Origin of the sequence: Mycobacterium sp. SMC-16, from assembly GCF_046250085.1 — a bacterium.
GTDB lineage: Bacteria > Actinomycetota > Actinomycetes > Mycobacteriales > Mycobacteriaceae > Mycobacterium > Mycobacterium phocaicum.
On the sequence record NZ_CP176427.1, the window covers coordinates 1,770,128 to 1,797,062 of the forward strand.

Genomic DNA, 26,935 nt, shown 5'->3' on the forward strand with positions numbered 1-26,935 from the left:
AATCCCCAAAGCGCGGCATACGCGCGCTGGCCGGCGACGACCCCGAGCATATCCGTGAATGCCAAGTTGCCCTGCCGAAACTGCCAGGTTGATGCAGCATGTCTGCCATGAGCCCACGGACATCGCACAGTGGCCCCGCGCGGACGCGGCCCACCTCCCCAGGGAATCGCTATGACGGTGTTTTCAACGGCTATGACGACGTCGACAGTTATGCCGCCGCGTACGACGAGATGTTCGACGCCCAGGGCGCCGTGCGGGGTCTCTACAAGGGCGTCTTCGCCGAGTTGGCGCCGTCGGACACGTCCGAGCTGGCGGCCCGGTCCGAAGCGCTCGGCCGCGCGTTCACCGACCAGGGCATCACGTTCTCGCTGTCGGGCCAGGAACGGCCGTTTCCGCTGGATCTGGTGCCCCGGGTCATCTCGGCCGCCGAGTGGTCGAAGCTGGAAAAGGGCATCAAGCAGCGGGTCAAGGCGCTCGAGATGTACCTCGACGACGTCTACGGCGATCAGGAGATCCTGCGCGACGGGGTCATCCCGCGCCGGCTGGTGACCTCGTGCGAGCACTTCCACCGCGAGGCGGCCGGCATCGTCCCACCCAACGGCGTCCGCATCCACGTCGCGGGCATCGACCTGATCCGGGACGACAAGGGCGACTTCCGCGTGCTCGAGGACAACCTGCGCTCGCCGTCCGGGGTGTCCTACGTCATGGAGAACCGGCGCACCATGGCCCGCGTCTTCCCCAACCTCTTCGCGACGCACCGGGTGCGGGCGGTCGGTGACTACTCGTCGCACCTGCTGCGGGCACTGCGCAACGCCGCGGCATCGAACGAAGCGGACCCGACCGTGGTGGTGCTCACCCCGGGCGTCTACAACTCGGCCTACTTCGAGCACTCCCTGCTGGCCCGGCAGATGGGCGTCGAACTGGTCGAGGGCCGCGACCTGTTCTGTCGCGACAACGTCGTCTACATGCGGACCACCGAGGGCGAGCGCCAGGTGGACGTCATCTACCGCCGGATCGACGACATGTTCCTCGACCCCATGCAGTTCCGGCCCGACACCGTGCTGGGCGTCGCCGGCCTGCTCAACGCGGCCCGCGCAGGCAACGTCGTCATCTCCAGCGCGGTGGGCAACGGCGTCGGTGACGACAAGCTCGTCTACACCTACGTGCCGACCATCATCGAGTACTACCTCGGCGAGAAGCCGCTGCTGGCGAACGTCGACACCTACCGCTGTTGGCTCGAGGACGAATGCGAGGAAGTACTCGACCGCATCCGCGAGCTCGTCATCAAGCCGGTCGAGGGCTCGGGCGGCTACGGCATCGTCTTCGGGCCGGACGCCTCCGAGAAGGAGATCGCGGCGATCTCGAAGAAGGTGCGCGCCGACCCGCGCGGGTGGATCGCCCAACCGGTGGTGCAACTGTCGACGGTGCCGACGCGGATCGGCGACAAGCTGGCCCCGCGGCACGTCGATCTGCGGCCGTTCGCGGTCAACGACGGTGACGACGTGTGGGTGCTGCCCGGCGGCCTGACGCGCGTCGCGCTGCCGGAGGGCTCGCTGGTGGTGAACTCCAGCCAGGGCGGGGGATCGAAGGACACCTGGGTGCTGGCGTCGCGGGCCTCGACCGCCGACCACGAGCTGGCGGCCGCCGAAGTCGTGCGCTCGCTGCCGTCGGCCGGCCAGGCCGCCGACGAGGGGCCCCCACAGCAGGCCGTCCAAACTGCCCATCAACAGCAGCAGCAACAGCAACAGGCGGTGATGTACTGATGTTGGCGCGCAACGCGGAATCGCTGTACTGGATCGGCCGCTACGTCGAGCGGGCCGACGACACCGCCCGCATCCTGGACGTCACGGTGCACCAGCTGTTGGAGGACTCGAGCGTCGACCCCGACGTGGCGTCCCGAACGCTGCTGCGGGTCCTGGGGATCGAGCCGCCTGCGGCGCCGCTGGACATGTGGTCGTTGACCGACCTGGTCGCGTTCGGCCGCGGTGATGCGCAGAATTCGATTGTCGAGTCGATCTCGGCGGCTCGCGAGAATGCCCGTGGGGCACGGGAAGTCACGTCCACCGAGATGTGGGAGTGCCTCAACACGACCTACAACGCCCTCTCTGAGCGCGAGCGGGCCGCCAGAAGGCTTGGGCCGCACGAGTTCCTGAGCTTCGTGGAAGGCCGCGCCGCGATGTTCGCGGGCCTGGCCGACTCGACGCTGTCGCGCGACGACGGCTACCGCTTCATGATGCTGGGCCGGGCGATCGAGCGCGTCGACATGACGGTGCGCCTGCTGCTGGCCCGCGTCGGTGACAGTGCGTCGTCGCCGGCGTGGGTGACGGTGCTGCGCTCGGCCGGTGCCCACGACACCTACCTGCGCACCTACCGCGGGGTGCTCGACGCCGGGCGGGTCGTCGAATTCATGTTGCTGGACAGGCTGTTTCCGCGGTCGGTGTTCTATTCGCTGCGGCTGGCCGAGCGGCATCTCGACGAGCTGCACAACCGGCCGCACGACCGCATCGGCGCCACCGGTGAGGCCCAGCGACTCCTCGGCCGCGCGCGCAGTGAGCTGGAGTTCCTGCAGCCGGGCCTGCTGCTGGACTCGCTGGAGGATCGCCTGGCGGGCTTGCAGCGCAGCTGCCGGGAAATCGGAGAAGCGTTGGCGCTGGAGTACTTTCACGCGGCGCCGTGGGTCGCCTGGACGGACGCGGGCCACGCGGTGTCGGTTATCGAAGAAGGTGAGATCTGATATGTGGCGGCTCAGAGTTGTCCATGCCACCGGGTATGCCTACAAGTCGGCGGTGACGGCGTCGTTCAACGAGGCCAGGTTGACGCCGCGCTCGGACTCGCGGCAGAACGTCGTCCTCAACCGTGTCGAGACGACGCCGGCCACCCGGTCGTACCGGTACATCGACTACTGGGGCACCGCGGTGACGGCCTTCGATCTGCATGCGCCGCACACCGAGTTGGAGGTGACGTCGTCCTCGGTCGTCGAGACCGACAAGGGCGAGATGCCCGCGGAACTGGTCACCTGGGACGACCTGGCGGGTGCCGGCGTGCGCGACCGGTTCGACGAACTGCTCGTCCCGACCGGCTACACGCCGGTCAGCAAGCGGCTGCAGCGCGTCGGCCAGCGGATCATGAAGTACTACGACCCGCAGGAAGCCGTGATCGCCGCGGCGAACTGGGTCAACACCGAACTCGACTACGTGCCCGGCACCACCGGTGTGCACTCGTCCGGGCTGGATGCGCTGCGCGAAGGCAAGGGTGTCTGTCAGGACTTCGCGCACCTGACGCTGATCTTGTTGCGCAGCATGGGGATTCCGGCCCGGTACGTGTCCGGCTACCTGCACCCGCAGCGCCGGGCCGAGGTCGGTGACACCATCGAAGGCCAGAGCCACGCCTGGGTGCAGGCCTGGACCGGCGGCTGGTGGGACTACGACCCGACCAACGACGTCGAGATCAACGAGCAGTACGTGACGGTCGCGGTGGGGCGGGACTATTCGGACGTCACCCCGCTGAAGGGCATCTACTCGGGCGAGGGTTCCACCGACCTGGATGTCGTCGTGGAAATCACCCGGCTCGCTTGACTTTCGCCGCGCACTGTCCGCCGCCGACTACCATGGATGTGAGGTGGATCACGATCGGAGGCGGGCGATGCGGATCGCGGACGTACTGAGCAACAAGGGTGCGGCGGTAGCGACCATCGCCCCGGAGACCACGGTGTCGCAACTACTGGCCAGCCTCGCCGCGCTGAACATCGGTGCCATGGTGGTCGTCGGGGCCGACGGATTGGCCGGCATCGTGTCCGAGCGCGACGTCGTGCGCGAGCTGCACAAGCGCGGCGGTGGCCTACTGGGCCAGCCGGTTTCGGAGATCATGACCACCGTTCTGGCGACCTGTACGCCGCAGGACACCGTCGACCACCTCGTGGTGCTGATGACCCAGAACCGGGTCCGGCACGTGCCCGTCCTCGACGACGGCCGGCTGGCCGGCATCGTCAGCATCGGCGACGTGGTCAAGACCCGGATGGAAGAGCTCGAGACCGAGCAGCAGCACCTGCAGGACTACATCACCCAGGGCGGTTAATTTCCCGCGAGCCGGCCTGGGGGCACCTCCCGCTTGCGGGGGAGTTTGTACCGCGACACGCCGGTATCCGCGTGCAATTTAGGGCCGCTCGTCAGCGCCGAGCGGCCGCAGACTGTTCGGAGATCCGGGCGGGGCGTGGCAGTTCACGGCAAGCTGGCGGCATGCGTGAAATTCAGACCCGGGCGGCCACGCGTGCCGACATCGGCGACTTGTCGCAGACCCTTGCCCGCGCCTTCGCCGACGACCCGGTGATGAAGTGGATGATGCCCGACGCTCAGGCGCGCCGCCGCCGGCTGCCGCGCCTCTTCGCGGCCCTCACCAAGCACCAGCATCTGGACCGCGGCGGTGTCGAGATCGCCTCGTCGGCGGACGGTATCGGGGCCGCGGCGTTGTGGGATCCGCCGGGCAAGTGGCAGCAGACGCGCGGCGACGAGCTGCGGACCGGGCCGATCATGCTGTGGACATTGGGCACCGCCGTGTTGCGCGGACAGGCGGCCGCGGAGTTGATGAAGAAGCACCATCCAGAGGAGCCACACTGGTACCTCGCCGTTATCGGTAGCGACCCGACGGTGCGCGGCGGCGGGTTCGGGCAAGCGCTGATGCGGTCCCGGCTGGACCGCGTCGACGCGGAACACGCCCCGGCCTATCTGGAGTCGAGCAACCCGGTGAACGTGCCCTACTACGAGCGGTTCGGGTTCGAGGTCACCGGCGAGATGGTGCTGCCGAACGGCGGGCCGAGCCTGATTCCGATGTGGCGGCAGCCGCGGTAGGTGCGCGTTCAACGCCCGCTCGTCGGGCGCGAGCGGCCCCGAAGTGCACGCAAGAAGCGGCGTGTTGCCGTACAAACACGGCCGCTCGCGGGAAGTGGGGGCTAGCGGGAAGTGGGAGCTAGCGCCAGGAGTAGGTGGCGCGGAGGCGGGCGGCGATGATCTCGAACTTCTCGCGCTCGAGGATCGCGCCTTCGCGGCGGATGCCTTCCTCCGGCACGTCGAGCACGCGGTCGAGGCGCACCCAGCTGGCGCGTCCCTCGTAGTCCCAGCTGCCTGATCCGATGCCCACCCAGTCGGGGTCGCCCTGGTGGCGGTCCTGGCTGGACAACATCAGCCCCAGCAAGGTGTTGCGATCGCGGCCGACGACCAGCACCGGCCGGTCCTTGCCGCGCGTCGGGTCGTCCTCGTAGACGACCCAGGTCCAGACGATCTCGCCCGGGTCGGCCTGGCCGTCCAGGTCAGGCGAGTAGACGATGCGACGGGCGCGGTGTGCGGTGGGGACGATGTTCTCGGTGACCGGGCGACCGGCGGTGATGGCCGCCTGCTGCTCCGCCGGAACCGCACCGAGCGCCGTCAGGCCCACCTCGATGCCGAACCGGATGCCCTGCTGGATGGTCCGCTGCAGCCCGTCAGGCTGCTGCAAGGTGCGGATGAGCTTGGGCGCCTCGTTGAACACCAGTTGTTCCGCCAGACGCTGGAACGTCCTCCACTGCGACGCCATGCCATCGAGCATAGGGGAGTTTCCGGGCCGCGATTTAGTCGCCGGGGTCCTGGCTAGATACCCTGGTAGCTGCGCGTCATACGCGCAGACCCATCGTCACCAGGAGATTCCCATCAGCAGTTTCGCCGACAAGACGTTCACTGCGCCGGCGCAGATTCGGAACTTCTGCATCATCGCCCATATCGACCACGGCAAGTCCACCCTGGCCGACCGCATGCTGCAGCTCACCGGCGTCGTCGACGACCGGTCGATGCGCGCGCAGTACCTGGACCGCATGGACATCGAGCGTGAGCGCGGTATCACGATCAAGGCGCAGAATGTCCGTCTGCCTTGGAGTGTCACGGCAGGCGGCTCGACTGAGGACTACGTCCTGCACCTGATCGACACCCCGGGCCACGTCGACTTCACCTACGAGGTGTCGCGCGCGCTGGAGGCCTGTGAGGGCGCCGTGCTGCTGGTCGACGCCGCGCAGGGCATCGAGGCGCAGACCCTGGCCAACCTGTACCTGGCGCTGGACCGCGGACTGACCATCATTCCGGTGCTCAACAAGATCGACCTGCCGGCCGCCGACCCGGACCGCTACGCGGGCGAGATCGCGCACATCATCGGCTGCGAGCCGACCGACGTGTTGCGGGTATCGGGCAAGACCGGTGCAGGTGTGAAGGAACTGCTCGACGAGGTGGTCCGGCTGGTCCCCGCGCCGACCGGCGACCCGGATGCCCCCACCCGCGCGATGATCTTCGACTCGGTCTACGACATCTACCGCGGCGTGGTCACCTACGTCCGCGTCGTGGACGGCAAGATCGTCCCGCGCGAGAAGATCGCCATGATGTCCACCGGTGCCACCCACGAACTGCTCGAGGTCGGCATCGTGTCGCCGGAGCCCAAGGCGTCGGAGGGATTGGGCGTCGGCGAGGTGGGCTACCTCATCACCGGTGTGAAGGACGTCCGTCAGTCCAAGGTCGGTGACACGGTGACGACGGCCCGCAAGGGCGCCACCGAAGCGCTGACGGGCTACCGCGAGCCGAAGCCGATGGTCTATTCGGGCCTGTACCCGGTGGACGGCTCGGACTACCCCAACCTGCGCGAGGCGCTCGACAAGCTTCAGCTCAACGACGCCGCGCTGACCTACGAGCCGGAAACGTCTGTGGCCCTTGGCTTCGGCTTCCGTTGTGGCTTCCTGGGCCTGCTCCACATGGAGATCACCCGCGAGCGCCTGGAGCGCGAGTTCAACCTGGACCTGATCTCGACCTCGCCCAACGTGGTGTACCGGGTGGAGAAGGAAGACAACACCGAGCTGATCGTCACCAACCCGTCGATCTGGCCCGAGGGCAAGGTCCGCGCCGTTCATGAGCCCATCGTGAAGACGACGGTGATCGCGCCCAGCGAGTTCATCGGCACCATCATGGAGCTGTGCCAGTCCCGCCGCGGTGAGCTGCAGGGCATGGATTATCTGTCGCCGGAACGCGTCGAATTGCGGTACATCATGCCGCTCGGCGAGATCATCTTCGACTTCTTCGACTCGCTGAAGTCGCGCACCCGTGGCTACGCGTCGCTGGATTACGAAGAGGCCGGCGAGCAGGAAGCCGACCTGGTGAAGGTCGACATCCTGCTGCAGGGCGAGGCTGTCGACGCGTTCAGTGCCATCGTGCACAAGGACGGCGCGTCGGCCTACGGCAACAAGATGACGACCAAGCTCAAGGAGCTGATCCCGCGTCAGCAGTTCGAGGTGCCCGTGCAGGCTGCCATCGGCTCGAGAATCATTGCGCGCGAGAACATTCGGGCCATCCGCAAGGACGTGCTCTCCAAGTGCTACGGCGGTGACATCACCCGTAAGCGCAAGCTGCTCGAGAAGCAGAAGGAGGGCAAGAAGCGCATGAAAACCATTGGCCGGGTTGAGGTTCCGCAGGAGGCCTTCGTCGCCGCACTGTCGACCGACGCGGCGGGTGACAAGCCTAAGAAGTAGGGATTTGTGCACGATTTTCCGCGCCGGCCGCGGAAAATCGTGCACAAATCGCGCGTTGCGCCTGCGGATTTGTTCCCATTGCATCGTTCTGAGCGCAACGCTATGTACCGGGCACGCCGAGTCCTACCTTGCTCGGTGTGTCGAAAGAACTTCACCTCCTCGCCTTCGGCAACACCCGATCCGCCGGACCATGGCGGCACCCTGACGCGGACAACAGCACCGCCGGCGTGCGTCGCCGGCTCATCGAGCACGCGCAGCTGGCGGAGGCGGGGACCTTCGACGCGCTGTTCTTCGCTGACGGGCTGAACTACGGGCCACCGGCCACGTGGGCCTACAAGATTCCCGAGGACTTCGAACCGCTGACCGCGACGGCCGCGCTGTCGTCGGTGACCGACCACATCGGTCTGGTGGTCACCGGCTCGGCGACGCTGCAGCATCCTTTTCACCTTGCGCGGCAACTGCTTTCGCTCGATCACCTCAGTGGTGGGCGGGCCGGCTGGAACCTGGTGACCAGCTTTGCCCGGGCGGCTGCCGACAACTTCAGCGCGCAGGGCGTGGTCGATCACGACGAGCGCTACGCGATCGCCGAAGAGGCGCTCGATGTGGTTCGCAAGCTGTGGGATGGCTGGGGCGAGGACACGATCGTCGAGGACCGGACCGCGGGAGTGTTCCACGACGTCACCAAGATTCGCCCCGCAGACCATCACGGTAAGTACTTCGACGTGACGGGCCCGCTCGGTGCCTCCCGCTCGGCGCAGGGGCAGCCGGTCATCTTCCAGGCCGGAGCTTCAACCACCGGAAGGACTTTCGCCGCCGAGCACGCCGAGGTGATCTTCACCAGTCACGGCAACCGCGCCAGGGCGCAGGAGTTCTATCGCCAGATCCACCAGGAGGCGCAGCGTCTCGGACGTGGCACGCCACCGTTGATCACCCCGTCGTTCCGCTATGTCATCGGCTCGACCGACGACGAGGCGCGCCGCGCCGAACGTGATGAGTACGAGTACTTCAGTCCCGAATATCAGGCCGCCTGGTTGCTCGAGGTCGAAGTCGACGTCACCGGCGCCGACCTCGATGGGCCGGTACCCGCATCGGCATTTCCCGATTCCACCGAGACCCATCAGACCGCGCTGGCCGGATATCGCGCTCTGGCCGCGGAAAGCCCGACGGTGCGGGACTTCTTGTATCGCACCGTCAACGGCTGGGGCGCGGGGGTGGTAGGCACACCGGAACAGATCGCCGACGAGATCGAGGAATGGTTCACGCAAGGCGCCGCAGACGGTTTCGTCCTTCGTGATTCGGGATTGCCCGGTCAGGCCGAGTTGTTCGTCGATCAGGTGGTGCCGGTGCTGCGCAAGCGCGGCCTGTTCCGCCACGAATACGCGGGCACGACGTTGCGATCACACCTCGGTCTGGAGGTCCCGAGTCGTGCCCCGGCGCAGCTGTCATCGGAGGCCCGATGACAGAGCCCTTCGTCCTGGCCGGTTTCACGATGTCGACGGTGTCGCACGGCAACTTCGGGATGTGGCGGCACCCGCAGGATCAGACGTCGCGGTATACCGACCTCCGGTATTGGGTGGAACTCGCGCAGCTGCTGGATGTCGGTGGCTTCGACCTGCTTTTCATCGCGGATGCGGTCGGCCAGCTGGATGTCTTCGGCGGCAGCGCGGAGGCGGCCCTGACCGGCGCGGTGCAGACGCCCGTCACCGATCCCTTGCTTGCGGTGTCGGCGATGGCGGCCGCCACCGAACATCTCGGGTTCGGTATCACCGTGTCCACCACGTACGAGAGTCCGTACCTGCTGGCGCGCAAGTTCAGTACGCTCGACCACCTCACGGGTGGCCGGATCGGGTGGAACATCGTCACCTCGCTGCTGGACAGCGCCGCCCGCAGCATCATCGGACGCGACCGCCAGATTCCGCACGACGAGCGGTACGCCATGGCTCAAGAATTCCTCGAGGTCACCTACAAGTTGTGGGAGGGGTCTTGGGAGCCCGGAGCGGTGCTGCGCGACCGTGACCGCGGCGTCTACACCGACGCCGGCAAGGTCCATCCCATCGGGCATCAGGGCCGCTACTTCAGCGTGCCGGGCGCCCATCTGGTCGAACCGTCCCCGCAACGGACTCCCGTCCTGTTCCAGGCTGGAACATCGCCGGCGGGAAGGGAATTCGCGGCACGTAATGCCGAGTTGGTGTTCGCCAGCGATCCCAGACCGGATGTGCTGCGCGCCAACATCGCCGACATCCGGCGCCGCGCAGTGCAATACGGGCGGCGTCCGGACGCCATCAAGTTTCTGACCTCGGTCGAGGTCGTCACCGACAGCACCGATGCCGCCGCACGGGCGAAGGCCGACGAACTGGCGGGCTATCACGATCTCGAAGCTGGTCTGGTGCTGCTGTCAGCGCTGTCGGGTGTCGACTGGTCCGGCTACGGCGTGGACCGGCCGATCGAACAGTTCGATACCGACGCGAGCCGGTCGATCCTGGCTGCCGTCGCCGATCCCGGTGCCCGCCAACGTCTTACGTTGCGCGACTACGCCGGTGGGCTCGGCGGTTTCGGCGGCGCACTGTTCGTCGGCTCGGGCCGAACCGTCGCCGACGACCTGGAGCAGTACGCGGAGCGCGCCGGCGTCGACGGGTTCAACATCGCGTATCACGTCACGCCGGGCAGCTTCGCCGATGTTGCCGAATACCTCATTCCCGAACTGCGCAAGCGTGGACGGGCGCGGGAAGCCGGTCAGTCGGGCACATTGCGGCAACAGATCTTCGGCGGTTCCGCGCTCCTGCCCGACGATCATCCGGGCGCCGCCTTCCGCCGTCAAAGAATCCCGTCGATTTGATCGCTGCCGGTTCGAGTGCTCATCCGGCAAGGTGAACAACAACAAAATCATCCGGTAAAGAACTGTGCGGCAAAGCATTACGCGATCCGTACGGTGGAAAGGCGGGCGCTCGTGTCCACACCGAATCGCATAGAGCTGGCCGGTCGCGGGCTGGCCTCCGCACAAGGCCATGGGCTGCAGAGCGACGCATTGGGATTCTGGGGGGTCTTCGCGCAGGGCTTGGCCGCCGCGGCGCCCAGCGTCGCGCTGGCATCCGTCCCGTTCGCGCTGTTCGTGGCCGCCGGTAAGGGCGCGACGTGGGCAGTGCTCGTCGGCCTGGGCATCACCGTGCTGATCGCAACGACCATCAGTTTCCAGGCCAAGCGCACGGTGTCCTCCGGGTCGCTGGGCACCTATGCCGGTAACGGACTCGGACCCGGCTTCGCGTATGCCGCCGGATTCAGCCTGCTGATCGGTTACATCGGTTTCGCCACCACGGGAACCCTCGGCGGTGTCGTCTACCTCGACTCGTTCCTGGAATCAATCGGATTGGGTTCGCAGGCAACGTGGTTCCGTCTCCTGCTGGTGGTGATCATCGTCGGCGTGGCGACCTATCTGCCCTTCCGTGGCGTCTCGATCGCCGCGAAGTACGAGCTGGTTTTTGAACTGATCGCGATCGCGTCGATTCTGGTGATCATCGTCGCCGCGTACGTGGGCTACGGTTTCCGCGTCGATTGGGAGCAGTGGAACCCGGCACACCTTGGCAGCAGCACCACCTTCATCGCCGCGGTATCCGCCGTCGGTTCATACGCCGGCTTCGAGAGTGTCGCGTCTCTCGGCGCGGAAGCCAAAGACGCACACCGCAATATCGCCCGCTCGCTGCTGCGGGTGGTGCTGCTGCTGGGCGTGCTCTACGTTGTGTCGACCTATCCGCAGATCCTGCACTTCAACTCGATCGACGGTGACAAGGCGATCCTGCCGCAGCTCGCGGACTCTACCGGCGTGCACTGGGTGAACCAGATTGTCAGCGGAACCGTGGCGATCGCGTTCGTCGTATTCGTCACCGCCGTGACCACCGCCGCGGCGCGGTCGCTGTTCACCTTCGCCCACGAGGGTGCGCTGCCGGCCGCATTGACCAAGGTGCATCCCAGGTACAAGACGCCGTGGGTCGGCATCGCCTTCATCGGCGTGCTGTCCTTCGTCTTCTCCGTCGTGGCCACCGTGAGCTCGGCCGGCCGCGTGGTGTTCGACGTCTACGGCGCTTTCGTGGCCAACTGGGGCTTCCTCGTCAGCTATCTGCTGGTCGTCGTCGCAACGCCGATCTGGCTGTACAAGATTCGGGCGCTGACGCCACTGCGACTGGCCGTCTCGGTGGCCGCGGCGCTGGCCATCGGATACGTCATCTTCAGCAATTTCTATCCCGCGCCCAAGTTCCCGTTCAACATCCTGCCACTGATCTACGGGGGCATCCTGCTGGCCGGGCTGGCCTGGTACTGGTATCTCAAGCGTGCCAAGCCAGAGGTCGCACGCCGGATCGGCAGCATTCAGACGCTGTCCGAAGCCGAGCAGCAGCGGCTTATCGACGCGGGCATCCTCGAGGTGCTCGATCACGGGGCCCCGCAGCCGAGTGCCGATGAGGCGAAGACCGATGAGGAAAGTGCCGACAAGGACACTGAGGCCCAACGAGACAAGGAGCCCGTCGCACCATGACACTGGCCGCAGAACGCGACGTCACCAGCTGGACGGTGACGCCGGCGACACCTATCGATCACGCACTGATCGCCGACTTTCTGGCCACCACCGTCGGCATCGCCGGCCGGAAGTTCGCGGCCGACTCCCGCGATGTCGCCGAACAATTCGACGACACTCTTCCCGACGCGCTGCTGGTCGTGCGCGACGAAGCGCAGCACGTACGGGGCTACGCGGCGCTGCATGAGCCGCACGGGCAGGCGCCGGAGTTCCTGGCCGACTTCGTCTTCGACCCGGCCACAGCACGGCCCATCGTCGACGACACCGTTGCGGCGGTGGTCGCCAGGTTCGCACGGGAATCCGCCGGGGTACCGAAAGCGTTCCTGCGCAGCTTCATCGGGCCCACGCAGCGGACCGCCCTCGAAGCCCTCATCCGGCTCGGCGCCACCGAGGAAGGCCGCTTCATCAGGACCCGCAAGCCCCTCGATGCCGAAGACATCGACGATCTGCAGGCGCTGACGTTGCCCGGCCTCACGTTGTTGAGCTGGCCGGAGGTGATCGAGCTGGGCCTGACCGAGCAGGTGCGCACCCTGCAGTTCGACACGTTCCTCGAACACTTCGGCAACATGTCGAAGACGCCGGAAGCCTTTGCCCATCACATCGAGAGCCGTTCCTTCACACCGGATTTCAGTAGCGCGGTGGTCGACGACGCGGGCGAGGTGGTCGGGTATGTGCTGGGGTCGACCTACACCCACCTGACCGGCGGCGGTGAGGAGCGCAGCGCGCACACCGACTACATCGGCGTGCGCGCGGATCAACGCAAACGCGGTATCGGTGAGTTCCTGCTCCGCAAGAGCTGGCTCGCTGCGCTGCGGCGCGGGCTGTCGATCGCGTCATTGGGCACCGACATCAACAACGCGAGCAACGCGCATCTGCTGTATGCCCGACTGGGGTACGTCGCGGTCGAACACCAGCCCGCGTACCGCATCGACGCCGAAGGGGGCGCCAAATGAACTCCGCCACAACCTATCTGCAGACCGCCACCGCCGACCTCGGCGAACTGCGGGCGCACTTCGCACCGGCCTTCGCCAAGATCGCCGAGGCCAACCTGGAACGCGAACGCACCCGTACCTTCCCGCACGAGCAGGTGAGCCTGCTCAACGAGGCGGGGTTCGGCACGTTGCGAATCCCGGTGGACCGCGGCGGTTTCGGGGCCTCACTGCAGCAGGTCTTCCTGCTCCTCGCCGACCTCGGTGAGGCCGATGCCAACGTCGCGCACATCTGGCGCAACCATCTGGCCTTCGTCGAAGACCGCCTGAACGCACCGGTTTCGGACACCAACGACGTCTGGATCAATCGGTTCCGGGCCGGCGAGTTCGTCGGCGGCGGCTGGACGGAAGCCAACAACGTCACGCTCGCCAACCTGGTCTCCACCGTCGTCACCGAAGCGGATCACTACCGGGTGACGGGCACGAAGTTCTACGCCACCGGCAGTCTTTACGCCGACTGGCTCGATGTGCTCGGCCGCGGTGACGACGGCGAACTGCTCACCGCACTGGTGCGCGCCGACGGTCCGGGGGTCACTCTGGTCGACAATTGGGACGGATTCGGCCAGCGCACCACGGCCAGCGGGACCGCCCGTTATGAGCGGGTGCGGGCCGAACGCGGCGACGTGTTCCCGGCCACCGAGCGGTTCGCCTATCAAGGGCACTTCTACCAGACGGCGATGTTGTCGGTGCTGACCGGAATCACCCGGGCGGCGCTGCGGGACGGGTCGGCGGCGCTGATCGGCCGCAAGCGCAACTACCCCCAGGGGCTGACCGCGGTGCCCTCCGACGACGCCCAGCTGCTCGCCGTCATCGGCGAGGTGTCCGCTGACGCGTTCGCCGCGGAGGCCGCGCTCGCCAAGGCCGCCGAGGCGCTGGACCGGATCGCCGGCGATGACGACGGCGCCCGACGGCGGCTGATCGCGGCCGAAGTCGCTGTGTCCCAGGCACAACTCGTGATCATCGCGGCCGCCCTGCGCGCCACCACGACGATCTTCGACGCGCTCGGCGCATCCGGGGTGTCCGAAGAGCGGGGGCTGGACCGGCATTGGCGCAACGCCCGCACGCTGGCCTCACACAACCCGCGGGTGTACAAGGCGCGCATCCTCGGCGATCACCTCATCAACGGCACCGACCCGGTGCCCGATTTCGCCGCGCTGGGTCGTGGGGGACAAGGCAATTAGGCGGCCCGTCGCCGTGGGGTCAGACCGCGTGGCGCGGTCCTGCCGAGTGCTGGTGCGGGTGCAGCCCCGGGATCAGCATCGGCACCTCGGCACGGTAGTCCTGATACGGGGCTCCGAGGCCGGCGACCAGGTCGTGCTCCTCGAGCTGGATCGCGATCAGGATGTACCCGGTCGTGGCGAGCGCGAACATCAAGTGCCCCGCAGTCATCGTCGGCGTGGCCCAGAACGCCACGATGAAGCCGACCATGATCGGATGCCGGACCACGCGGTAGAACAGCGTGGTCCGAAATGCCAAGTCGCGGTAGGGCTCTCCGCGCCACGCGAGATACACCTGCCGCAGCCCGAACAGATCGAAGTGGCTGATCATGAACGTCGACATCAGCACGATCGCCCAGCCGGCCCAGAACAGTGTCAGTAACGCGTAGCGGCCGGCCGGTGCGGTGACGTGCCAGACGACCTGTGGCATGGTCCGCCATTGCCAGTACAGCAAGCCCAGCAGCAGGCTCGACATCAGCACGTAGGTGCTGCGCTCGATGGCCTGCGGCACAAAGCGCGTCCACATCCGCTTGAACGCCGGCCGCGCCATCACACTGTGCTGCACGGCAAACAGGCCGAGCAGGATCAGGTTGACCACCACGGCCTCGCCGATCGATGCGCTGATGCCGCGGTCGACGGTGCGGGCCACCACGATGTTGCCCACGAAGCCGATGGCGTAGAGGAACGAGACCAGGAACACCGCGTAACACAGCACGCCGTAACCAAATGTCAGAAAGCGCTTCATCCTGCCCTCCGATTCTCGGAAATGTTCCGGTGACGACGTCCGCACCGGTCGACTCGCACGCAGCGTCGGGGACGGCCCTAGGCGCGGCCTGGATGTCGGGAACGAGTGGGCCCAACGAGAGGGGAGGGGCCGGCAGACCGCCGGTCCGTGACGTCACACCTGGTGCCGCAGCCCCTGGTCACTCTTCCAATATATTCCTGGCCGGAGATGCGCGAAAACCCCCAGTTTCCGCGGAAAACTGGGGGTTTTCGTGTCTGGTCGTGAGGGTTAGGGCGAGCCCTCCGCGATGCGGCGGACCGCATCGATGAACACGTCGATCTCGTCGAACGTGTTGTAGAACGCGAACGACGGACGCACCGTCGCCTCAAGTCCCAGGCGCCGCAGGATGGGCTGGGCACAGTGATGCCCGGCCCGCACCGCGATGCCTTCGGCGTTGAGCGCCTTGCCCACCTCGAGTGGTTCGTGCCCGGCCAACACGAAGGACAGCACGCTGGCCTTCTCGTCGGCCGTGCCGACCAGCCGCACCCCCGGAACGGCCGCCAACCGCGGGGTGGCGTATTCCAGCAGAGCCTGCTCGTAGGCCGCAATCCGTTCGATGCCAATGCGTTCCACGTACCGGATGGCCTCACCGAGCCCGACGGCATCGGCGATGTTGCCGGTGCCGGCCTCGAACTTGTTCGGCGGCCCCTGGAACACCGAGCGCTCCAGCGTCACGTCGGCGATCATGTTGCCGCCACCCTGCCAGGGCGGGGTTTCGGCCAGCACGTCCTCGCGCCCGTACAACACCCCGATGCCCGTCGGCCCGAAGATCTTGTGCCCGGAGAACACGAAGAAATCCGCACCGAGTTCGGCGACGTCGATCGGGATGTGCGGGACGGACTGCGCACCGTCGATCAGCACCCGCGCCCCGTAACGGTGGCCCAGTTCGACGATCGTCTTGACCGGCGTCACCGTGCCCAGAGCATTCGAAACCTGCGTCGCCGCAACCAGTTTCGTCCGCGGACCGAGCAGGTCCTCGAACTCACCGAGCAGCAGGTTACCGGCATCGTCGACGGGTGCGACCTTGATGACCGCGCCCGTCTGCTTGGCGATCAGCTGCCACGGCACGATGTTGGCGTGGTGCTCCAGGTGGGTGATGACGATCTCGTCACCCGGGCCCAGGTGCTTGCCACCCCACGAGTGCGCCACCAGGTTGATGGCCTCGGTCGTGCCGCGAACGAAGATGATCTCTTCGGTCTTCGACGCGCCGAGGAACCGCCGGACCGCCTCGCGGGCATCCTCGTAGGCATCCGTGGCCCGCGCCGCCAGCTCATGCGCGGCCCGGTGGATGTTCGAGTTCTCGTGGGCGTAGAAGTACGCCAGCCGGTCGATGACCGACTGCGGCTTCTGCGTCGTCGCCGCGTTGTCGAACCAGATCAGCGGCTTGCCGTTGACCGTCTCCTTGAGGATCGGGAAATCGGCGCGGATCGCGTGGACGTCGAAGACCTCGTGGTCGTCCTGGATGGACGGCACCGGTTCGACAGGCTCGGGAGCAACGGCCGGAGACTGCAGGAAGTAGTAGTTCCCGGCATCCTCTGACGACGGCGCCGGCGCACCGCTCCAATTCAGCTGCGGCACCGTGGGGACGGCGCCCGGCCACGTCGGAGCGCTGCCGCGCGGAGCCGGGGGAGCTGACGGCGGAGCCGACGCCAGTACCCCCGGCACCGTCGGGACCAGACCCGACGGCACCGCGAACGCCTCCAAGCCGCCGAACGGTGCGACCGGGCTCACCGCGTTACCCCGCGGCGCGACCGGCGCCGTGCCCGGCGGAATCCCTTCCGGCCCAGGCGAAGTCGGGGCCGGCGCGAAAAGCTCTGGCACCGAGACGAACTCGCCCGGCGTGCCCGGGTGGGCCAGACCGGCCGCGGTGGCGGCCGCCGACGTCCCGGTGGTTGCATCCGGAGCCACCCCGCGCGGCGCCACCTGGGTGGTCACCGGCGGGCTGTCCGGACCGGGGCGAAGGCTGGTGGCGTAGATCTGGCTGGCCAGCGCCGACAGGTCGTCCTCGCTCAGCGGCAGATCACTTGTACTCATGGAAGTGGTCCACTCCGACGTCCTCGAGGACCGCCAGCGCGTCGTCGGTGAGCACGGCCAGCGACGAGTACAGCGTGACCAGGTAGGACGCGATGGCCGACCGGTTGATGCCGGTGAAGCGGACCGACAGGCCCGGGGCCTGCTCGCCGACCAGACCCGGCTGGAACAGGCCGACCACGCCCTGTCGCTCCTCGCCGGTGCGGACCAGGATGAACTTGGTCTTGCCGTCCACGACCGGCACCTTGTCCGACGGGATGATCGGGATGCCGCGCCAGGTGATGAACTGGGCGCCGAACAGGCTGACCACTGGTGGCGGCACGCCGCGGCGGGTCGCTTCCCGGCCGAACGCCGCCACACCGAGCGGGTTGGTCAGGAAGAACGCGGGGGTCTTCCACACCTTGGTGATCAGGGAGTCGAGGTCATCGGGGGTCGGGGTGCCGCGCAGCGTCTGGATGGTCTGCTCGGGGGTGACCTGCGACAGCAACCCGTACTCCGGGTTGTTGATCAGCTCGGACTCCTGGCGTTCCTTGATGGTCTCGATGGTCAGGCGCAGCTGCTGGGCGACCTGGTCATGCGGGCTGGAGTAGAGGTCAGACACCCGGGTGTGCACGTCGAGCAGCGTCGAGATGGACCGCAGCGTGTACTCGCGCGGGCTGGTCTCGTAGTCGACGTAGGTCTCGGGCAGCGGATCCTCGGTGCCCGAACCCTGCTCGGCAGCGATGGCGACCTGTTCGGGGTTGACGACGCGGTTGACGCGGTAGATACCTGCCTCGACCGGCACCCAGCTCAGCAGATGCAGCAGGAATCGCGGCGTGATGGTCGACAGTTGCGGAACTGTCTTGGTGGCATTGGCTAGCTGCCTTGCGGCGAGATCGCCGAGGGCCTGCGATTCGTTCTGCGCAGACGTCATGGGGGCTACCTCCGACGGGTCGTGGTGGGGATGCGGCGGCCACGATACGGCTTTATGGGGGCCTCCACAGGGTTAGCGCGCAGCGTGGTTGAAAAGGATTTGCTGTGACGAATTCGGCCGTGGCTTTTCTGCGTGAGTGCCGTATGGTAGGCGGCGTGACCCACGACGGAGAACTGCGCATGCCCATGCGGCGCTGCTTCGTCGTGCCGTGTTGTTGTTGTTGATTTTCTGACGCCGGCCCTCTGCGTTCTGCCCGCCCATCTTCTGGCGGTGCACGTAAACGCGCTGTTCACAGCCTCCAGAAAGCAACACCGCAATGCCCTCCTCCTCTCTGCTCGCACCCACCCGCACTGCCGTCACGGTCCGCCGGACCGTGCGCCGGGACGCCGAGATCACCCGGATGACCCGCTACCGCGGCGGCACCTATTCGCCGACCGTCGACACCGTGGTGTTCACCGACGGGACGACGGCGCGCACCGACCTGATCCGGCTCAACCCGAACATCGATGCGTACTCGCTGGACTTCCTCGGCGTGGCCCCCACCCGGCCGTCGCAGTACCGGCCCGCGAACTGGTCGGCGGTCCCCAACGTGGCGGCGCGCGCCTTCGAGGCCGAGGTCGACTGGATCATCCGCAACTCGTACCCCACGCTGGGCACCGTCGAGTTGAGCCGCCGGGTACGTGGAGCGGGCCACCTGAGCGGTGACGCGCACCTGGCCGAGCACGAGGCCATCGCCGCGACGCAGGCTGCGATCTGGCATTTCACCAACGGCCTGCGCCTGGACAACCGTCCCCTCAACGTGCCGGTCGCGGTCACCACGGAACCAGGTGCCATCACCTTCGAGTTCGACGGCGAGCCCCAATTGGGCAGCTACACGGTCGAACTGACGAGTGACGCCGCCGTCTCGCTGGTGCTGCAGAAATCGGTCGACGGGACGTCGTGGCGCGATGTCGCCGCGTCGGGCCTCAACGTCGCGGCCGGTTACGGGCGCCACCGCCGGGGCATCGGGGTCGGGGCCACCGCCTCGGACAGTCGGCCGGGCCGCCAGCACCGCGGTTACCGCTTCTACCGGTTGCAGATTCTCGCCGACAGCGGAGCATTCGTCGACATCGAGGACGTGACCTTCACGCTCCATGGGTCCGGCCACTACCGCAACGCCGAACGCGTTGTCGCGCTGTACAACTACCTTGTGGCCGGTGCCCAGGCGGCGCGGAGTCTGACGGTGGTGCCGCGGCTCATCGCGGACCGCGCAGTGGTCGCCGATGTGGTGGGTCCGTTCCGATTCGAGGCCACCGACGCCGCGACGCTCACCGCCGTGGGTGGCAGCCTCGTCGACGCGGCAGGCGAGCCGATCACCACTCCGGTGCTTCCCGGGAGCGACGTCTACCTGCGGCCCGCGACGGCGACGCGCCGGGCGACGATCACCGCGAGTGTGCCTGCGGCACAGAACGGTTTCGGCGGCCGCGTGATCACCGGGGTGGCGCACGACAGCAGACTGACGCCCGTCGCCCTCGCGGTGCCGACGCCGACCGTCATCGACTTCGAGCTGACCTTCTAGCCCGTGGGATTTGTGCACGATTTTCCGCGCGGTCCGCGGAAAATCGTGCACAAATCACTTGTCACATAGGCGCGTTGGCGGGCTGGAACACCCCGCTGCTGTCGGCTTCCTCTTCGGCGCGGATGACGTGCACGACGGCGTTGATCAACGCCAGGTGCGTGAACGCCTGCGGGAAGTTGCCCAGGTGCCGGCCCGTGCGCGGCTCGATCTCCTCGGCGTACAGGTGCAGCGGGCTGGCGAACGACAGCAGTTTCTCGCACAGGTGCCGGGCCCGGCTCACCTCGCCGATCTCGACCAGCGCCGACACCAGCCAGAACGAGCAGATGGTGAAAGTGCCTTCCTCGCCGGACAATCCGTCGTCGGTCTCCTCGGTGCGGTAGCGCAGCACCAGACCTTCCTCGGTGAGCTCTTCGGCGATGGCCATCACCGTCGCGCGCACCCGGGGGTCGTCGGCCGGCAGGAACCGGGTGAGGATTGCCAGCAGCAGTGAGGCATCGAGGGCGTCGTCGCCGTACCGCTGGGTCAGCACACCGCGCTTGTCGACACCGTGCGCCAGGACGTCGGCCTTGATCTCGTCGGCGATGGCACGCCATTGCTGCGCGTACGACTTTTCCCCTTGCAGCTCAGCGAGTTTCGAGCCGCGATCCAACGCCACCCAGCACATGATCTTGCTGGAGGTGAAGTGCTGCGGCTCGCCGCGCACCTCCCAGATGCCGCGGTCGGGTTCCTTCCAGTGCTTGATCGCTTCTTCCACTTGGTTTTTCAGCACCGGCCACAGCATCTCGGGAATCTGCTCACGGGACTTGGCGTGCAGGTACACCGAATCGAGCATGGTGCCCCAGATGTCGTGCTGCATCTGGTTGTAGGCGCCGTTGCCGATCCGGACCGGCCGCGAGTAGTCGTAGCCGGACAGGTGGTGCAGTTCTTCCTCGACCAGGCTCCGTTCGCCGCCGACGCCGTACATCACCTGAAGGGGATGGCGCTCACCGTTGTTGGCGCCGGACACGTCGGCGATGAACGAGAAGAAGTCGTCGGCCTCGCGGTCCAGCCCCAGGGTGTACAGACCCCACAGTGCGAATGTGGAGTCCCGGATCCATGAGTACCGGTAATCCCAGTTCCGTTCGCCGTGAGGGGTTTCCGGCAGCGACGTCGTGCTCGCGGCCAGCAGCGCACCGGTCGGGGAGTAGGTCAGGCCCTTGAGCGTCAGCGCGCTGCGCTGCAGGTACGACCGCCACGGATGGTCCGGGAAGTCGCCGACGTTGATCCACTGCCGCCAGGCCTCGCTGGTCTTCCACATCTTGTCGGAGGCCTCGTCGAAGGTCTGCGGCGACGGGTGCTTGGACCACGACAGCGCGACGAAAACCTTGTCGCCCTCGGTCAGCCGCGTCCGGGCCCGCGCTTCGTGGCCCTCCAGGCCGATCCGCAGGTTCGTGGTCAGCCGCAGAGTCGGGTGCGCCTCCGGGTTCTTGCCGGCCCGCGCGATCGCCTCGCCGTAGGCCGCGGCCGAGTACTCCCACGTCGCGCTCTCGCGGTGGTAATCGAACGACGGCTCGCAGCTCATGACGAACTCGACGGTGCCGCTGACGCAGCGGACGGTGCGCAGCAGGATGTGCTCGGCGTCCCAGTCCATCGGGGTGCGACGGTGCGTGCGGGACCGGGTCTCGATGTCGTGCCACGGGCCCATCACGAGGGCGTCGCGCACGATGGCCCAGCCCGTGTGCGTCTGCCAGGTGGTCTCCAGGATCAATGAGCCCGGCAGGTAGCGCCGCGCCGACGGCACCGTCACCCCGTAGGGCGCCAGGCGGAAGTGGCCGGCACCGCGGTCCAGGATCGAACCGAAGACGCTGGGGGAGTCCGGCCGCGGCACGCACATCCACTCCACCGAGCCCGCGGACGAGATCAGGCAGGTGTTCTCGCAGTCGGACAGGAAGGCGTAATCCGCGATCGGCGGAAACGGCGTGCGGACCGCGGTCGAGATCGCACCGCCGGTCAGTGAATCGTCGCCCGCTGCGGCGAGGTGAGGAATCCCGTGGCCGTTCGCCAGGATGTGGCCTGGGTCGCTGGATTGGCCCGACTTGTCCGTTTGTGGCAGCACCATTCGCACATCATCGACTGCATCTGCGGTTGCCGTCCACCGAAAGCCCTGACGGGGCCCGGCGGATTCGACCCAGCGCGATTCGAAAGGGCACACACCGTAGGCTGAGAATCGATGAACGGCATTCTGAATTGGTGGGACGGCGTCGAACTGTGGCTGTCCGGTCTGTCGTTCGTGGTGCAGACGATCATCGTGATGCCCGTGGTGCTGGCACTCGCATATGGCCTGGCAGTGCTGCTCGACGTGGCGCTGGGCTACTCCATCACGCTGCTGCACCGGGCCCGCCACGTCGAGGAGGACGCACTGTGAACGGACTGCCGCAGTCACGGGTGACGCTGATCCTGGTGCTGCTGGTGGTGCTCGTCATCGTCACGTGGCTGCTGACTCGCTGAGCAGTGGCTACGAGCCGGCCTCTGATATTCTTCCGGCCATGTACGCAGCGTCCGGCACAACCGAGGGCCACATCCTGGCCCTCATTGCCGTGGGTACCCGCGCTGTTGCTGACGTCGCCTGTTGTCGCTGACCCCGTTTCCGTCCGCGGTTTCCGGGATCGGCGTCGGCTTCTGCTATGCCCACGTGCTGATCGATCACCTTGCCGTGTGACGGGTAGTCCATCCGTAAACCAGCAAGGAAGGCCCATCAATGCACAAGATCATCAAGAACTGGCGGCCCGCCACCGCGGTCGCTGCCGTCGTGGCCAGCACCACGGTGCTCGCCGCTTGCGGTGGCGGAGCGAGTGACGTCGCCGGCGGTGGCGGTGCACAGTCGGGTGCCAACACCACCCTGACCCTGGTGGCCTACGCCGTGCCGGAGCCCGGCTGGAGCAAGATCATCCCGGCATTCGCCGCCACCCCTGAGGGCAAGGGTGTCGCTGTGACCACGTCGTACGGTGCCTCCGGTGATCAGTCGCGCAAGGTCGAGTCCGGTGCCCCCGCCGACATCGTCAACTTCTCGGTGGAGCCCGACGTCACCCGCCTGGTGAAGGCCGGCAAGGTCAGCAAGGACTGGAACGCCGACGCCACGAAGGGCATCCCGTTCGGTTCGGTGGTGTCGCTGGTCGTGCGCAAGGGCAACCCCAAGGGCATCAAGGACTGGGACGACCTGCTCAAGCCGGGCGTCGAGGTCGTCACGCCCAGTCCGCTGAGCTCGGGTTCGGCCAAGTGGAACCTGCTGGCGCCGTACGCCGTGAAGAGCAACGGCGGCAAGGACGCCCAGGCCGGCATCGACTTCGTGCGGCAGCTGGTCGTCGAGCACATCAAGACCCGTCCGGGTTCGGGCCGGGAAGCCACCGACCTCTTCCTGCACGGCACCGGTGACGTGCTGATCAGCTACGAGAACGAAGCCATCAACGTCGAGCGGCAGGGCAAGGACGTCGAGCACATCAACCCGCCGCAGACCTTCAAGATCGAGAACCCGGTGGCTGTCGTGACGTCGGGCCCGCACCAGGACAAGGCCAACGCGCTGAAGAACTTCCTCTACACCGCGGACGGCCAGAAGCTGTGGGCGCAGGCCGGGTTCCGCCCGGTCGATCCGGCCGTGACCGCTGAGTTCGCCAAGGACTTCCCGACGCCGGAGAAGCTGTGGACCATCGCTGACCTGGGTGGATGGAAGACCGTCGATCCGGCGTTGTTCGACAAGGAAAACGGCAGCATCACCAAGATCTACAAGCAGGCCACTGGATGACAAGCACTGTTCAGTTCGACGGCGTCCCGGCCCGGCCCGAGTCCAATGGTGACTCGGCCGGGCCGGGCCCCGGCGTGAGGAACGCATTGGGCACGACGTCGTTGCGCGTGGGCGCGGCGAGCATCTGGCTGTCCGTCATCGTGCTGCTGCCGCTCGCCGCGATCCTGGTCCAATCCGCCCGCGGCGGCTGGGGGTACTTCTGGTCCGCGGTCACATCGAATTCAGCACTCGCCTCGTTCCGGGTGACGCTCGAGGTGTCGGCGGCCGTCGCGCTCATCAACCTGGTCTTCGGGTTGTTGGTGGCGTGGGTGCTGACGCGCGACGACTTCGTCGGTAAGCGACTGGTGGACGCCGTCATCGACCTGCCGTTCGCGCTGCCCACGATCGTGGCCAGCCTCGTGATGCTCGCGCTCTACGGTCCGGCCAGCCCGGTGAACCTGCATCTGCAGCACACCAAGTGGGGCATCGGCGTCGCGCTACTGTTCGTCACGCTGCCGTTCGTGGTGCGGTCGGTGCAGCCGGTCCTGCTCGAACTCGACCAGGAGACCGAAGAGGCGGCCGCGTCGCTCGGCGCCAACAACTTTGTCATCTTCACCAAGGTGGTGCTACCGGCGCTGCTGCCGTCACTGCTGTCGGGCGCGGGTCTGGCCTTCTCCCGCGCCATCGGCGAATTCGGTTCGGTGGTGCTGATCGGCGGCGCGGTGCCCGGCGAGACCGAGGTGTCGTCGCAGTGGATCCGCACCCTGATCGAGAACGACGACCGTACCGGTGCGGCCGCGATCTCGATTGTGCTGCTGGTGATTTCGTTCGTCGTGCTGTTCGTGCTGCGGGCCATCGGGTCGCGGGCGGCCAAGCGTCAGGAACTGGCCGCATGACGGCAGACGAGAAGCCGAAGGCGGATCGCGCATGACATTGTCACCGGTGGTTCGCTACCTGGCCCGGTACGTGGCGCTGGCCTACATCACGGTGCTCGTCATCGTGCCCGTCGGCCTGATCCTGTGGCGGACGTTCCAACCCGGCCTCGGCGAGTTCTTCACCCAGATCACTACGCCGGCAGCCATTTCCGCGCTGCAGCTCTCGCTGCTCGTCGTCGCCATCGTGGTGCCGCTCAACGTGCTGTTCGGGGTGCCGACCGCACTGGTGTTGGCCCGCAACCGGTTCCGCGGCAAGAGCGTCCTGCAGGCTGTGATCGACCTGCCGTTCGCGGTGTCGCCCGTCGTGGTCGGTGTGGCCCTGATCCTGCTGTGGGGCTCGGCCGGACTGCTCGGCTTCGTCGAGCACAGTTGGGGATTCAAGATCATCTTCGGCTTCCCCGGCATCGTGCTGGCGAGCATCTTCGTCACGGTTCCCTTCGTGATCCGCGAAGTCGAACCGGTGCTGCACGAGCTCGGCACCGACCAGGAAGAAGCGGCCTCCACCCTGGGTGCGCAGTGGTGGCAGACGTTCTGGCGGATCACGCTGCCGTCCATCCGCTGGGGCCTGACCTACGGCGTCGTGCTGACCGTCGCGCGCACGCTGGGAGAGTACGGCGCCGTCATCATGGTGTCCTCCAACCTGCCCGGCCAATCCCAGACCCTGACCCTGCTGGTGTCCGACCGGTACAGCCGCGGCGCCGAATACGGCGCCTACGCCATGTCCACAGTGCTGATGGCCGTCGCGGTGATCGTGCTGATCGTGCAGGTAATCCTCGACGCCCGGCGTGCCCGGGCGGCACAATAGCTTTTCGATAGGAAGAACCGATCATGAGTGACGAGCAGAAGCAGGGCAGCCCGCCCGCCATCACGGTGCGCGGTGCCAACAAGCACTACGGCGACTTCGCGGCCCTCGACAACGTCGACTTCGACGTGCCCGAGGGCTCGCTGACCGCGCTGCTGGGCCCCAGTGGGTCGGGTAAGTCCACGCTGTTGCGGGCCATCGCCGGACTCGACACCCCGGACACCGGCACGATCACCATCAAGGGCAACGACGTCACCGGGGTGCCGCCGCAGCGGCGCGGCATCGGTTTCGTCTTCCAGCACTATGCGGCGTTCAAACACCTCACCGTCCGCGAGAACGTCGCGTTCGGCCTGAAGATCCGCAAGAAGCCCAAAGCCGAGGTCAAGGCCAAGGTCGATGATCTGCTGGAAGTGGTGGGGCTCAGCGGTTTCCAGACGCGCTACCCCAGCCAGCTCTCCGGCGGTCAGCGTCAGCGCATGGCGCTGGCCCGGGCCCTCGCGGTCGACCCGCAGGTGCTGCTGCTCGATGAGCCGTTCGGCGCCCTCGACGCCAAGGTCCGCGACGACCTGCGCAGCTGGCTGCGCCGCCTGCACGACGAGGTGCACGTGACCACCGTGCTCGTCACGCACGACCAGGCCGAGGCGCTCGACGTCGCCGACCGGATCGCGGTGCTCAACAAGGGTCGCATCGAGCAGGTCGGGTCGCCGACCGAGGTCTACGACAGCCCGGCCAACCCGTTCGTGATGTCGTTCCTGGGTGCGGTGTCGACGCTGAACGGGACGCTGGTGCGGCCCCACGACATCCGCGTGGGCCGCAACCCCGACATGGCCATCTCCCAGGCCGACGGCGACGTCGCGGCCACCGGAGTGCTGCGGGCCAAGGTCGACCGCGTGGTCGTCCTTGGCTTCGAGGTTCGCGTCGAGCTGACGACCGCGGCGGACCACACGCCGTTCACCGCACAGATCACCCGCGGCGACGCCGAAGCGCTGCAGCTCCTCGAGGGCGACACCGTGTACGTACGGGCCACGCGCATCCCTCCGATCGCGGGACAGACGCAAGAGGTTGAGGCGGTCCTCGCCGGGGCCTGAGCCACAAGGGATCACGCACCGCGGCCGCGCAACCGGACTGGTTGCGCGGCCGCGGTGTTTTGCGTTGAGCCTGTAACCAGGGCGTAGAAGCGCGCGTGGCGTTGACCCTGGTTACCGGGTCAACGCCACTGGGCCGAATACCAGCCGAAGCTCAGATGTACATCGCGGGGTCGATGTAGGTCGTCGGGTCGACGGCGGGCTCGCGCTGCTTCTCGGTGCGCGGGCGCACGATCGCCGGAATGCCGGTGGCAATGGAGTCCGCCGGAACATCGTGTGTCACAACGGCGTTCGCGCCTACGGCAGAGTCGTCGCCGATGAGGATGGGGCCGAGCACCTTGGCGCCGGCGCCGACGGTCACGCGGTTGCCGATGGTGGGGTGGCGCTTGCCCTTGTTGAGGCTGCGACCGCCCAGTGTCACGCCGTGGTAGAGCATGACGTCGTCGCCGATCTCGGTGGTCTCGCCGATCACCACGCCCATGCCGTGGTCGATGAAGAACCGCCGGCCGATGGTGGCCCCCGGGTGAATCTCGATGCCGGTGAGGAAACGGGTCACCTGTGCCAGCACCCGCGCCGGCCCGCGCCAGGCCGGCCTGGCCCACAGCCGGTGGGCCAGGCGGTGCGACCAGATGGCATGCAGGCCCGAGTACACCAGGGCGTTCTCGAAGTCTCCGCGTCCTGCTGGGTCGTGGCTGCGTGCGTTGTCCAGGTCCTCACGGAGGGTCGAAAGAGCCCCGGCGAACAGCGTCATTCTTGTTTCTTTTCCCGT

The 26,935-nt window shown here is 67.1% G+C and carries 24 protein-coding genes; 18 read left to right on the forward strand and 6 right to left on the reverse strand.

The features are described from left to right. Positions 1-107 precede the first annotated feature (107 nt). The 5 genes from ACJEIK_RS08565 (at position 108) to ACJEIK_RS08585 (ending at position 4,844) form a co-directional block, all read left to right on the forward strand. Positions 108-1,763: a circularly permuted type 2 ATP-grasp protein gene (locus tag ACJEIK_RS08565; RefSeq protein WP_110783675.1), complete on the forward strand. Its 1,656-nt coding sequence runs from the start codon at positions 108-110 to the stop codon at positions 1,761-1,763. Further along, positions 1,763-2,734: an alpha-E domain-containing protein gene (locus ACJEIK_RS08570; RefSeq protein WP_212812280.1), complete on the forward strand. Its 972-nt coding sequence runs from the start codon at positions 1,763-1,765 to the stop codon at positions 2,732-2,734. Before ACJEIK_RS08565 ends, ACJEIK_RS08570 begins: the two co-directional genes overlap by 1 nt. A gap of 1 nt (position 2,735) precedes the next feature. Beyond that, positions 2,736-3,575 carry a transglutaminase family protein gene (locus ACJEIK_RS08575; protein WP_061009367.1) on the forward strand — a complete coding sequence of 280 codons (840 nt, stop codon included), beginning with the start codon at positions 2,736-2,738 and terminating at the stop codon, positions 3,573-3,575. Between the two features lie 67 nt (positions 3,576-3,642). Then, positions 3,643-4,074, forward strand: coding sequence for a CBS domain-containing protein (locus ACJEIK_RS08580; protein ID WP_060999228.1), 432 nt, complete (start codon positions 3,643-3,645; stop codon positions 4,072-4,074). Positions 4,075-4,235: 161 nt separating this feature from the next. Then, a complete protein-coding gene (locus ACJEIK_RS08585; protein ID WP_267325208.1) occupies positions 4,236-4,844 on the forward strand; it encodes a GNAT family N-acetyltransferase in 609 nt (202 codons plus the stop codon). 118 nt (positions 4,845-4,962) lie between these two features. Here the strand turns inward: ACJEIK_RS08585 and ACJEIK_RS08590 are convergent, their stop codons facing one another. Then, positions 4,963-5,577, reverse strand: coding sequence for a type II toxin-antitoxin system PemK/MazF family toxin (locus ACJEIK_RS08590; RefSeq protein WP_226521277.1), 615 nt, complete (start codon positions 5,575-5,577; stop codon positions 4,963-4,965). On the opposite strand from ACJEIK_RS08590, the gene lepA reads away from it, so the two are divergent. From lepA to ACJEIK_RS08620, 6 genes are all read left to right on the forward strand, one after another. Beyond that, positions 5,564-7,531, forward strand: a complete 1,968-nt coding sequence (gene lepA / locus ACJEIK_RS08595; protein WP_234785356.1) for a translation elongation factor 4 — start codon at positions 5,564-5,566, stop codon at positions 7,529-7,531. The genes ACJEIK_RS08590 and lepA overlap by 14 nt on opposite strands. 137 nt (positions 7,532-7,668) lie before the next feature. Then, positions 7,669-8,991 carry an NtaA/DmoA family FMN-dependent monooxygenase gene (locus tag ACJEIK_RS08600; RefSeq protein ID WP_061006478.1) on the forward strand — a complete coding sequence of 441 codons (1,323 nt, stop codon included), beginning with the start codon at positions 7,669-7,671 and terminating at the stop codon, positions 8,989-8,991. Further along, positions 8,988-10,367 (forward strand): LLM class flavin-dependent oxidoreductase, encoded by a 1,380-nt coding sequence (locus ACJEIK_RS08605; RefSeq protein WP_061006477.1) that lies wholly within the window; start codon positions 8,988-8,990, stop codon positions 10,365-10,367. The genes ACJEIK_RS08600 and ACJEIK_RS08605 overlap by 4 nt, the downstream gene beginning before the upstream one ends. Positions 10,368-10,478: 111 nt before the next feature. After that, a complete protein-coding gene (locus ACJEIK_RS08610) occupies positions 10,479-12,056 on the forward strand; it encodes an APC family permease (RefSeq protein WP_061006476.1) in 1,578 nt (525 codons plus the stop codon). Continuing rightward, positions 12,053-13,048, forward strand: a complete 996-nt coding sequence (locus tag ACJEIK_RS08615) for an N-acetyltransferase (protein ID WP_267325207.1) — start codon at positions 12,053-12,055, stop codon at positions 13,046-13,048. Before ACJEIK_RS08610 ends, ACJEIK_RS08615 begins: the two co-directional genes overlap by 4 nt. Then, positions 13,045-14,265: an acyl-CoA dehydrogenase family protein gene (locus ACJEIK_RS08620; RefSeq protein ID WP_409431337.1), complete on the forward strand. Its 1,221-nt coding sequence runs from the start codon at positions 13,045-13,047 to the stop codon at positions 14,263-14,265. The genes ACJEIK_RS08615 and ACJEIK_RS08620 overlap by 4 nt, the downstream gene beginning before the upstream one ends. 19 nt (positions 14,266-14,284) lie before the next feature. Here the strand turns inward: ACJEIK_RS08620 and mddA are convergent, their stop codons facing one another. The 3 genes from mddA to ACJEIK_RS08635 all read right to left on the reverse strand — a co-directional run bounded on the left by mddA (position 14,285) and on the right by ACJEIK_RS08635 (position 18,029). Then, a complete protein-coding gene (gene mddA / locus ACJEIK_RS08625) occupies positions 14,285-15,046 on the reverse strand; it encodes a methanethiol S-methyltransferase (RefSeq protein WP_409431338.1) in 762 nt (253 codons plus the stop codon). Positions 15,047-15,313: 267 nt separating this feature from the next. Then, positions 15,314-17,119, reverse strand: a complete 1,806-nt coding sequence (locus ACJEIK_RS08630) for a family 2A encapsulin nanocompartment cargo protein cysteine desulfurase (protein ID WP_409431339.1) — start codon at positions 17,117-17,119, stop codon at positions 15,314-15,316. After that, positions 17,106-18,029, reverse strand: a complete 924-nt coding sequence (locus ACJEIK_RS08635) for a family 2A encapsulin nanocompartment shell protein (protein ID WP_064860926.1) — start codon at positions 18,027-18,029, stop codon at positions 17,106-17,108. The genes ACJEIK_RS08630 and ACJEIK_RS08635 overlap by 14 nt, the downstream gene beginning before the upstream one ends. A gap of 316 nt (positions 18,030-18,345) precedes the next feature. Here ACJEIK_RS08635 and ACJEIK_RS08640 point away from each other — a divergent pair, with 316 nt between their 5' ends. Next, on the forward strand, positions 18,346-19,587 hold the full coding sequence (locus ACJEIK_RS08640; RefSeq protein ID WP_409431340.1) for a thioester domain-containing protein: 1,242 nt from the start codon (positions 18,346-18,348) through the stop codon (positions 19,585-19,587). 61 nt (positions 19,588-19,648) lie between these two features. Here ACJEIK_RS08640 and ACJEIK_RS08645 read toward each other — a convergent pair whose 3' ends face one another. After that, positions 19,649-21,685, reverse strand: a complete 2,037-nt coding sequence (locus ACJEIK_RS08645) for a glycoside hydrolase family 15 protein (protein WP_110767782.1) — start codon at positions 21,683-21,685, stop codon at positions 19,649-19,651. Positions 21,686-21,796: 111 nt separating this feature from the next. Here ACJEIK_RS08645 and ACJEIK_RS08650 point away from each other — a divergent pair, with 111 nt between their 5' ends. The 6 genes from ACJEIK_RS08650 to ACJEIK_RS08675 all read left to right on the forward strand — a co-directional run bounded on the left by ACJEIK_RS08650 (position 21,797) and on the right by ACJEIK_RS08675 (position 26,169). Then, positions 21,797-21,991, forward strand: a complete 195-nt coding sequence (locus tag ACJEIK_RS08650) for a hypothetical protein (protein ID WP_020102126.1) — start codon at positions 21,797-21,799, stop codon at positions 21,989-21,991. 121 nt (positions 21,992-22,112) lie between these two features. Then, the gene (locus ACJEIK_RS08655; RefSeq protein WP_353651654.1) at positions 22,113-22,205 is read left to right on the forward strand and encodes an Ms4533A family Cys-rich leader peptide; all 93 of its coding nucleotides are present in this window, start codon (positions 22,113-22,115) and stop codon (positions 22,203-22,205) included. Positions 22,206-22,324: 119 nt separating this feature from the next. Further along, the gene (locus tag ACJEIK_RS08660) at positions 22,325-23,365 is read left to right on the forward strand and encodes a sulfate ABC transporter substrate-binding protein (protein ID WP_061006468.1); all 1,041 of its coding nucleotides are present in this window, start codon (positions 22,325-22,327) and stop codon (positions 23,363-23,365) included. Next, on the forward strand, positions 23,362-24,240 hold the full coding sequence (gene cysT / locus ACJEIK_RS08665) for a sulfate ABC transporter permease subunit CysT (RefSeq protein WP_064860924.1): 879 nt from the start codon (positions 23,362-23,364) through the stop codon (positions 24,238-24,240). The genes ACJEIK_RS08660 and cysT overlap by 4 nt, the downstream gene beginning before the upstream one ends. A 31-nt stretch (positions 24,241-24,271) precedes the next feature. Beyond that, on the forward strand, positions 24,272-25,084 hold the full coding sequence (gene cysW, locus ACJEIK_RS08670; protein ID WP_061006466.1) for a sulfate ABC transporter permease subunit CysW: 813 nt from the start codon (positions 24,272-24,274) through the stop codon (positions 25,082-25,084). Positions 25,085-25,107: 23 nt separating this feature from the next. Further along, the gene (locus tag ACJEIK_RS08675; RefSeq protein WP_061006465.1) at positions 25,108-26,169 is read left to right on the forward strand and encodes a sulfate/molybdate ABC transporter ATP-binding protein; all 1,062 of its coding nucleotides are present in this window, start codon (positions 25,108-25,110) and stop codon (positions 26,167-26,169) included. Positions 26,170-26,320: 151 nt separating this feature from the next. On the opposite strand, the gene epsC is transcribed toward ACJEIK_RS08675, so the two are convergent. Beyond that, positions 26,321-26,917 (reverse strand): serine O-acetyltransferase EpsC, encoded by a 597-nt coding sequence (gene epsC / locus ACJEIK_RS08680; protein ID WP_064860923.1) that lies wholly within the window; start codon positions 26,915-26,917, stop codon positions 26,321-26,323. Positions 26,918-26,935 lie beyond the last annotated feature (18 nt).

Coding starts and splice junctions, on each gene's coding strand:
- ACJEIK_RS08565 (WP_110783675.1), top strand. CDS start 108: ATGAGCCCACGGACATCGCACAGTGGCCCCGCGCGGACGCGGCCCACC.
- ACJEIK_RS08570 (WP_212812280.1), top strand. CDS start 1,763: ATGTTGGCGCGCAACGCGGAATCGCTGTACTGGATCGGCCGCTACGTC.
- ACJEIK_RS08575 (WP_061009367.1), top strand. CDS start 2,736: ATGTGGCGGCTCAGAGTTGTCCATGCCACCGGGTATGCCTACAAGTCG.
- ACJEIK_RS08580 (WP_060999228.1), top strand. CDS start 3,643: ATGCGGATCGCGGACGTACTGAGCAACAAGGGTGCGGCGGTAGCGACC.
- ACJEIK_RS08585 (WP_267325208.1), top strand. CDS start 4,236: ATGCGTGAAATTCAGACCCGGGCGGCCACGCGTGCCGACATCGGCGAC.
- lepA (WP_234785356.1), top strand. CDS start 5,564: ATGCCATCGAGCATAGGGGAGTTTCCGGGCCGCGATTTAGTCGCCGGG.
- ACJEIK_RS08590 (WP_226521277.1), bottom strand. CDS start 5,577: ATGCTCGATGGCATGGCGTCGCAGTGGAGGACGTTCCAGCGTCTGGCG.
- ACJEIK_RS08605 (WP_061006477.1), top strand. CDS start 8,988: ATGACAGAGCCCTTCGTCCTGGCCGGTTTCACGATGTCGACGGTGTCG.
- ACJEIK_RS08615 (WP_267325207.1), top strand. CDS start 12,053: ATGACACTGGCCGCAGAACGCGACGTCACCAGCTGGACGGTGACGCCG.
- ACJEIK_RS08620 (WP_409431337.1), top strand. CDS start 13,045: ATGAACTCCGCCACAACCTATCTGCAGACCGCCACCGCCGACCTCGGC.
- mddA (WP_409431338.1), bottom strand. CDS start 15,046: ATGAAGCGCTTTCTGACATTTGGTTACGGCGTGCTGTGTTACGCGGTG.
- ACJEIK_RS08630 (WP_409431339.1), bottom strand. CDS start 17,119: ATGAGTACAAGTGATCTGCCGCTGAGCGAGGACGACCTGTCGGCGCTG.
- ACJEIK_RS08635 (WP_064860926.1), bottom strand. CDS start 18,029: ATGACGTCTGCGCAGAACGAATCGCAGGCCCTCGGCGATCTCGCCGCA.
- ACJEIK_RS08640 (WP_409431340.1), top strand. CDS start 18,346: ATGCCCTCCTCCTCTCTGCTCGCACCCACCCGCACTGCCGTCACGGTC.
- ACJEIK_RS08645 (WP_110767782.1), bottom strand. CDS start 21,685: ATGGTGCTGCCACAAACGGACAAGTCGGGCCAATCCAGCGACCCAGGC.
- ACJEIK_RS08650 (WP_020102126.1), top strand. CDS start 21,797: ATGAACGGCATTCTGAATTGGTGGGACGGCGTCGAACTGTGGCTGTCC.
- ACJEIK_RS08655 (WP_353651654.1), top strand. CDS start 22,113: ATGTACGCAGCGTCCGGCACAACCGAGGGCCACATCCTGGCCCTCATT.
- ACJEIK_RS08660 (WP_061006468.1), top strand. CDS start 22,325: ATGCACAAGATCATCAAGAACTGGCGGCCCGCCACCGCGGTCGCTGCC.
- cysT (WP_064860924.1), top strand. CDS start 23,362: ATGACAAGCACTGTTCAGTTCGACGGCGTCCCGGCCCGGCCCGAGTCC.
- cysW (WP_061006466.1), top strand. CDS start 24,272: ATGACATTGTCACCGGTGGTTCGCTACCTGGCCCGGTACGTGGCGCTG.
- ACJEIK_RS08675 (WP_061006465.1), top strand. CDS start 25,108: ATGAGTGACGAGCAGAAGCAGGGCAGCCCGCCCGCCATCACGGTGCGC.
- epsC (WP_064860923.1), bottom strand. CDS start 26,917: ATGACGCTGTTCGCCGGGGCTCTTTCGACCCTCCGTGAGGACCTGGAC.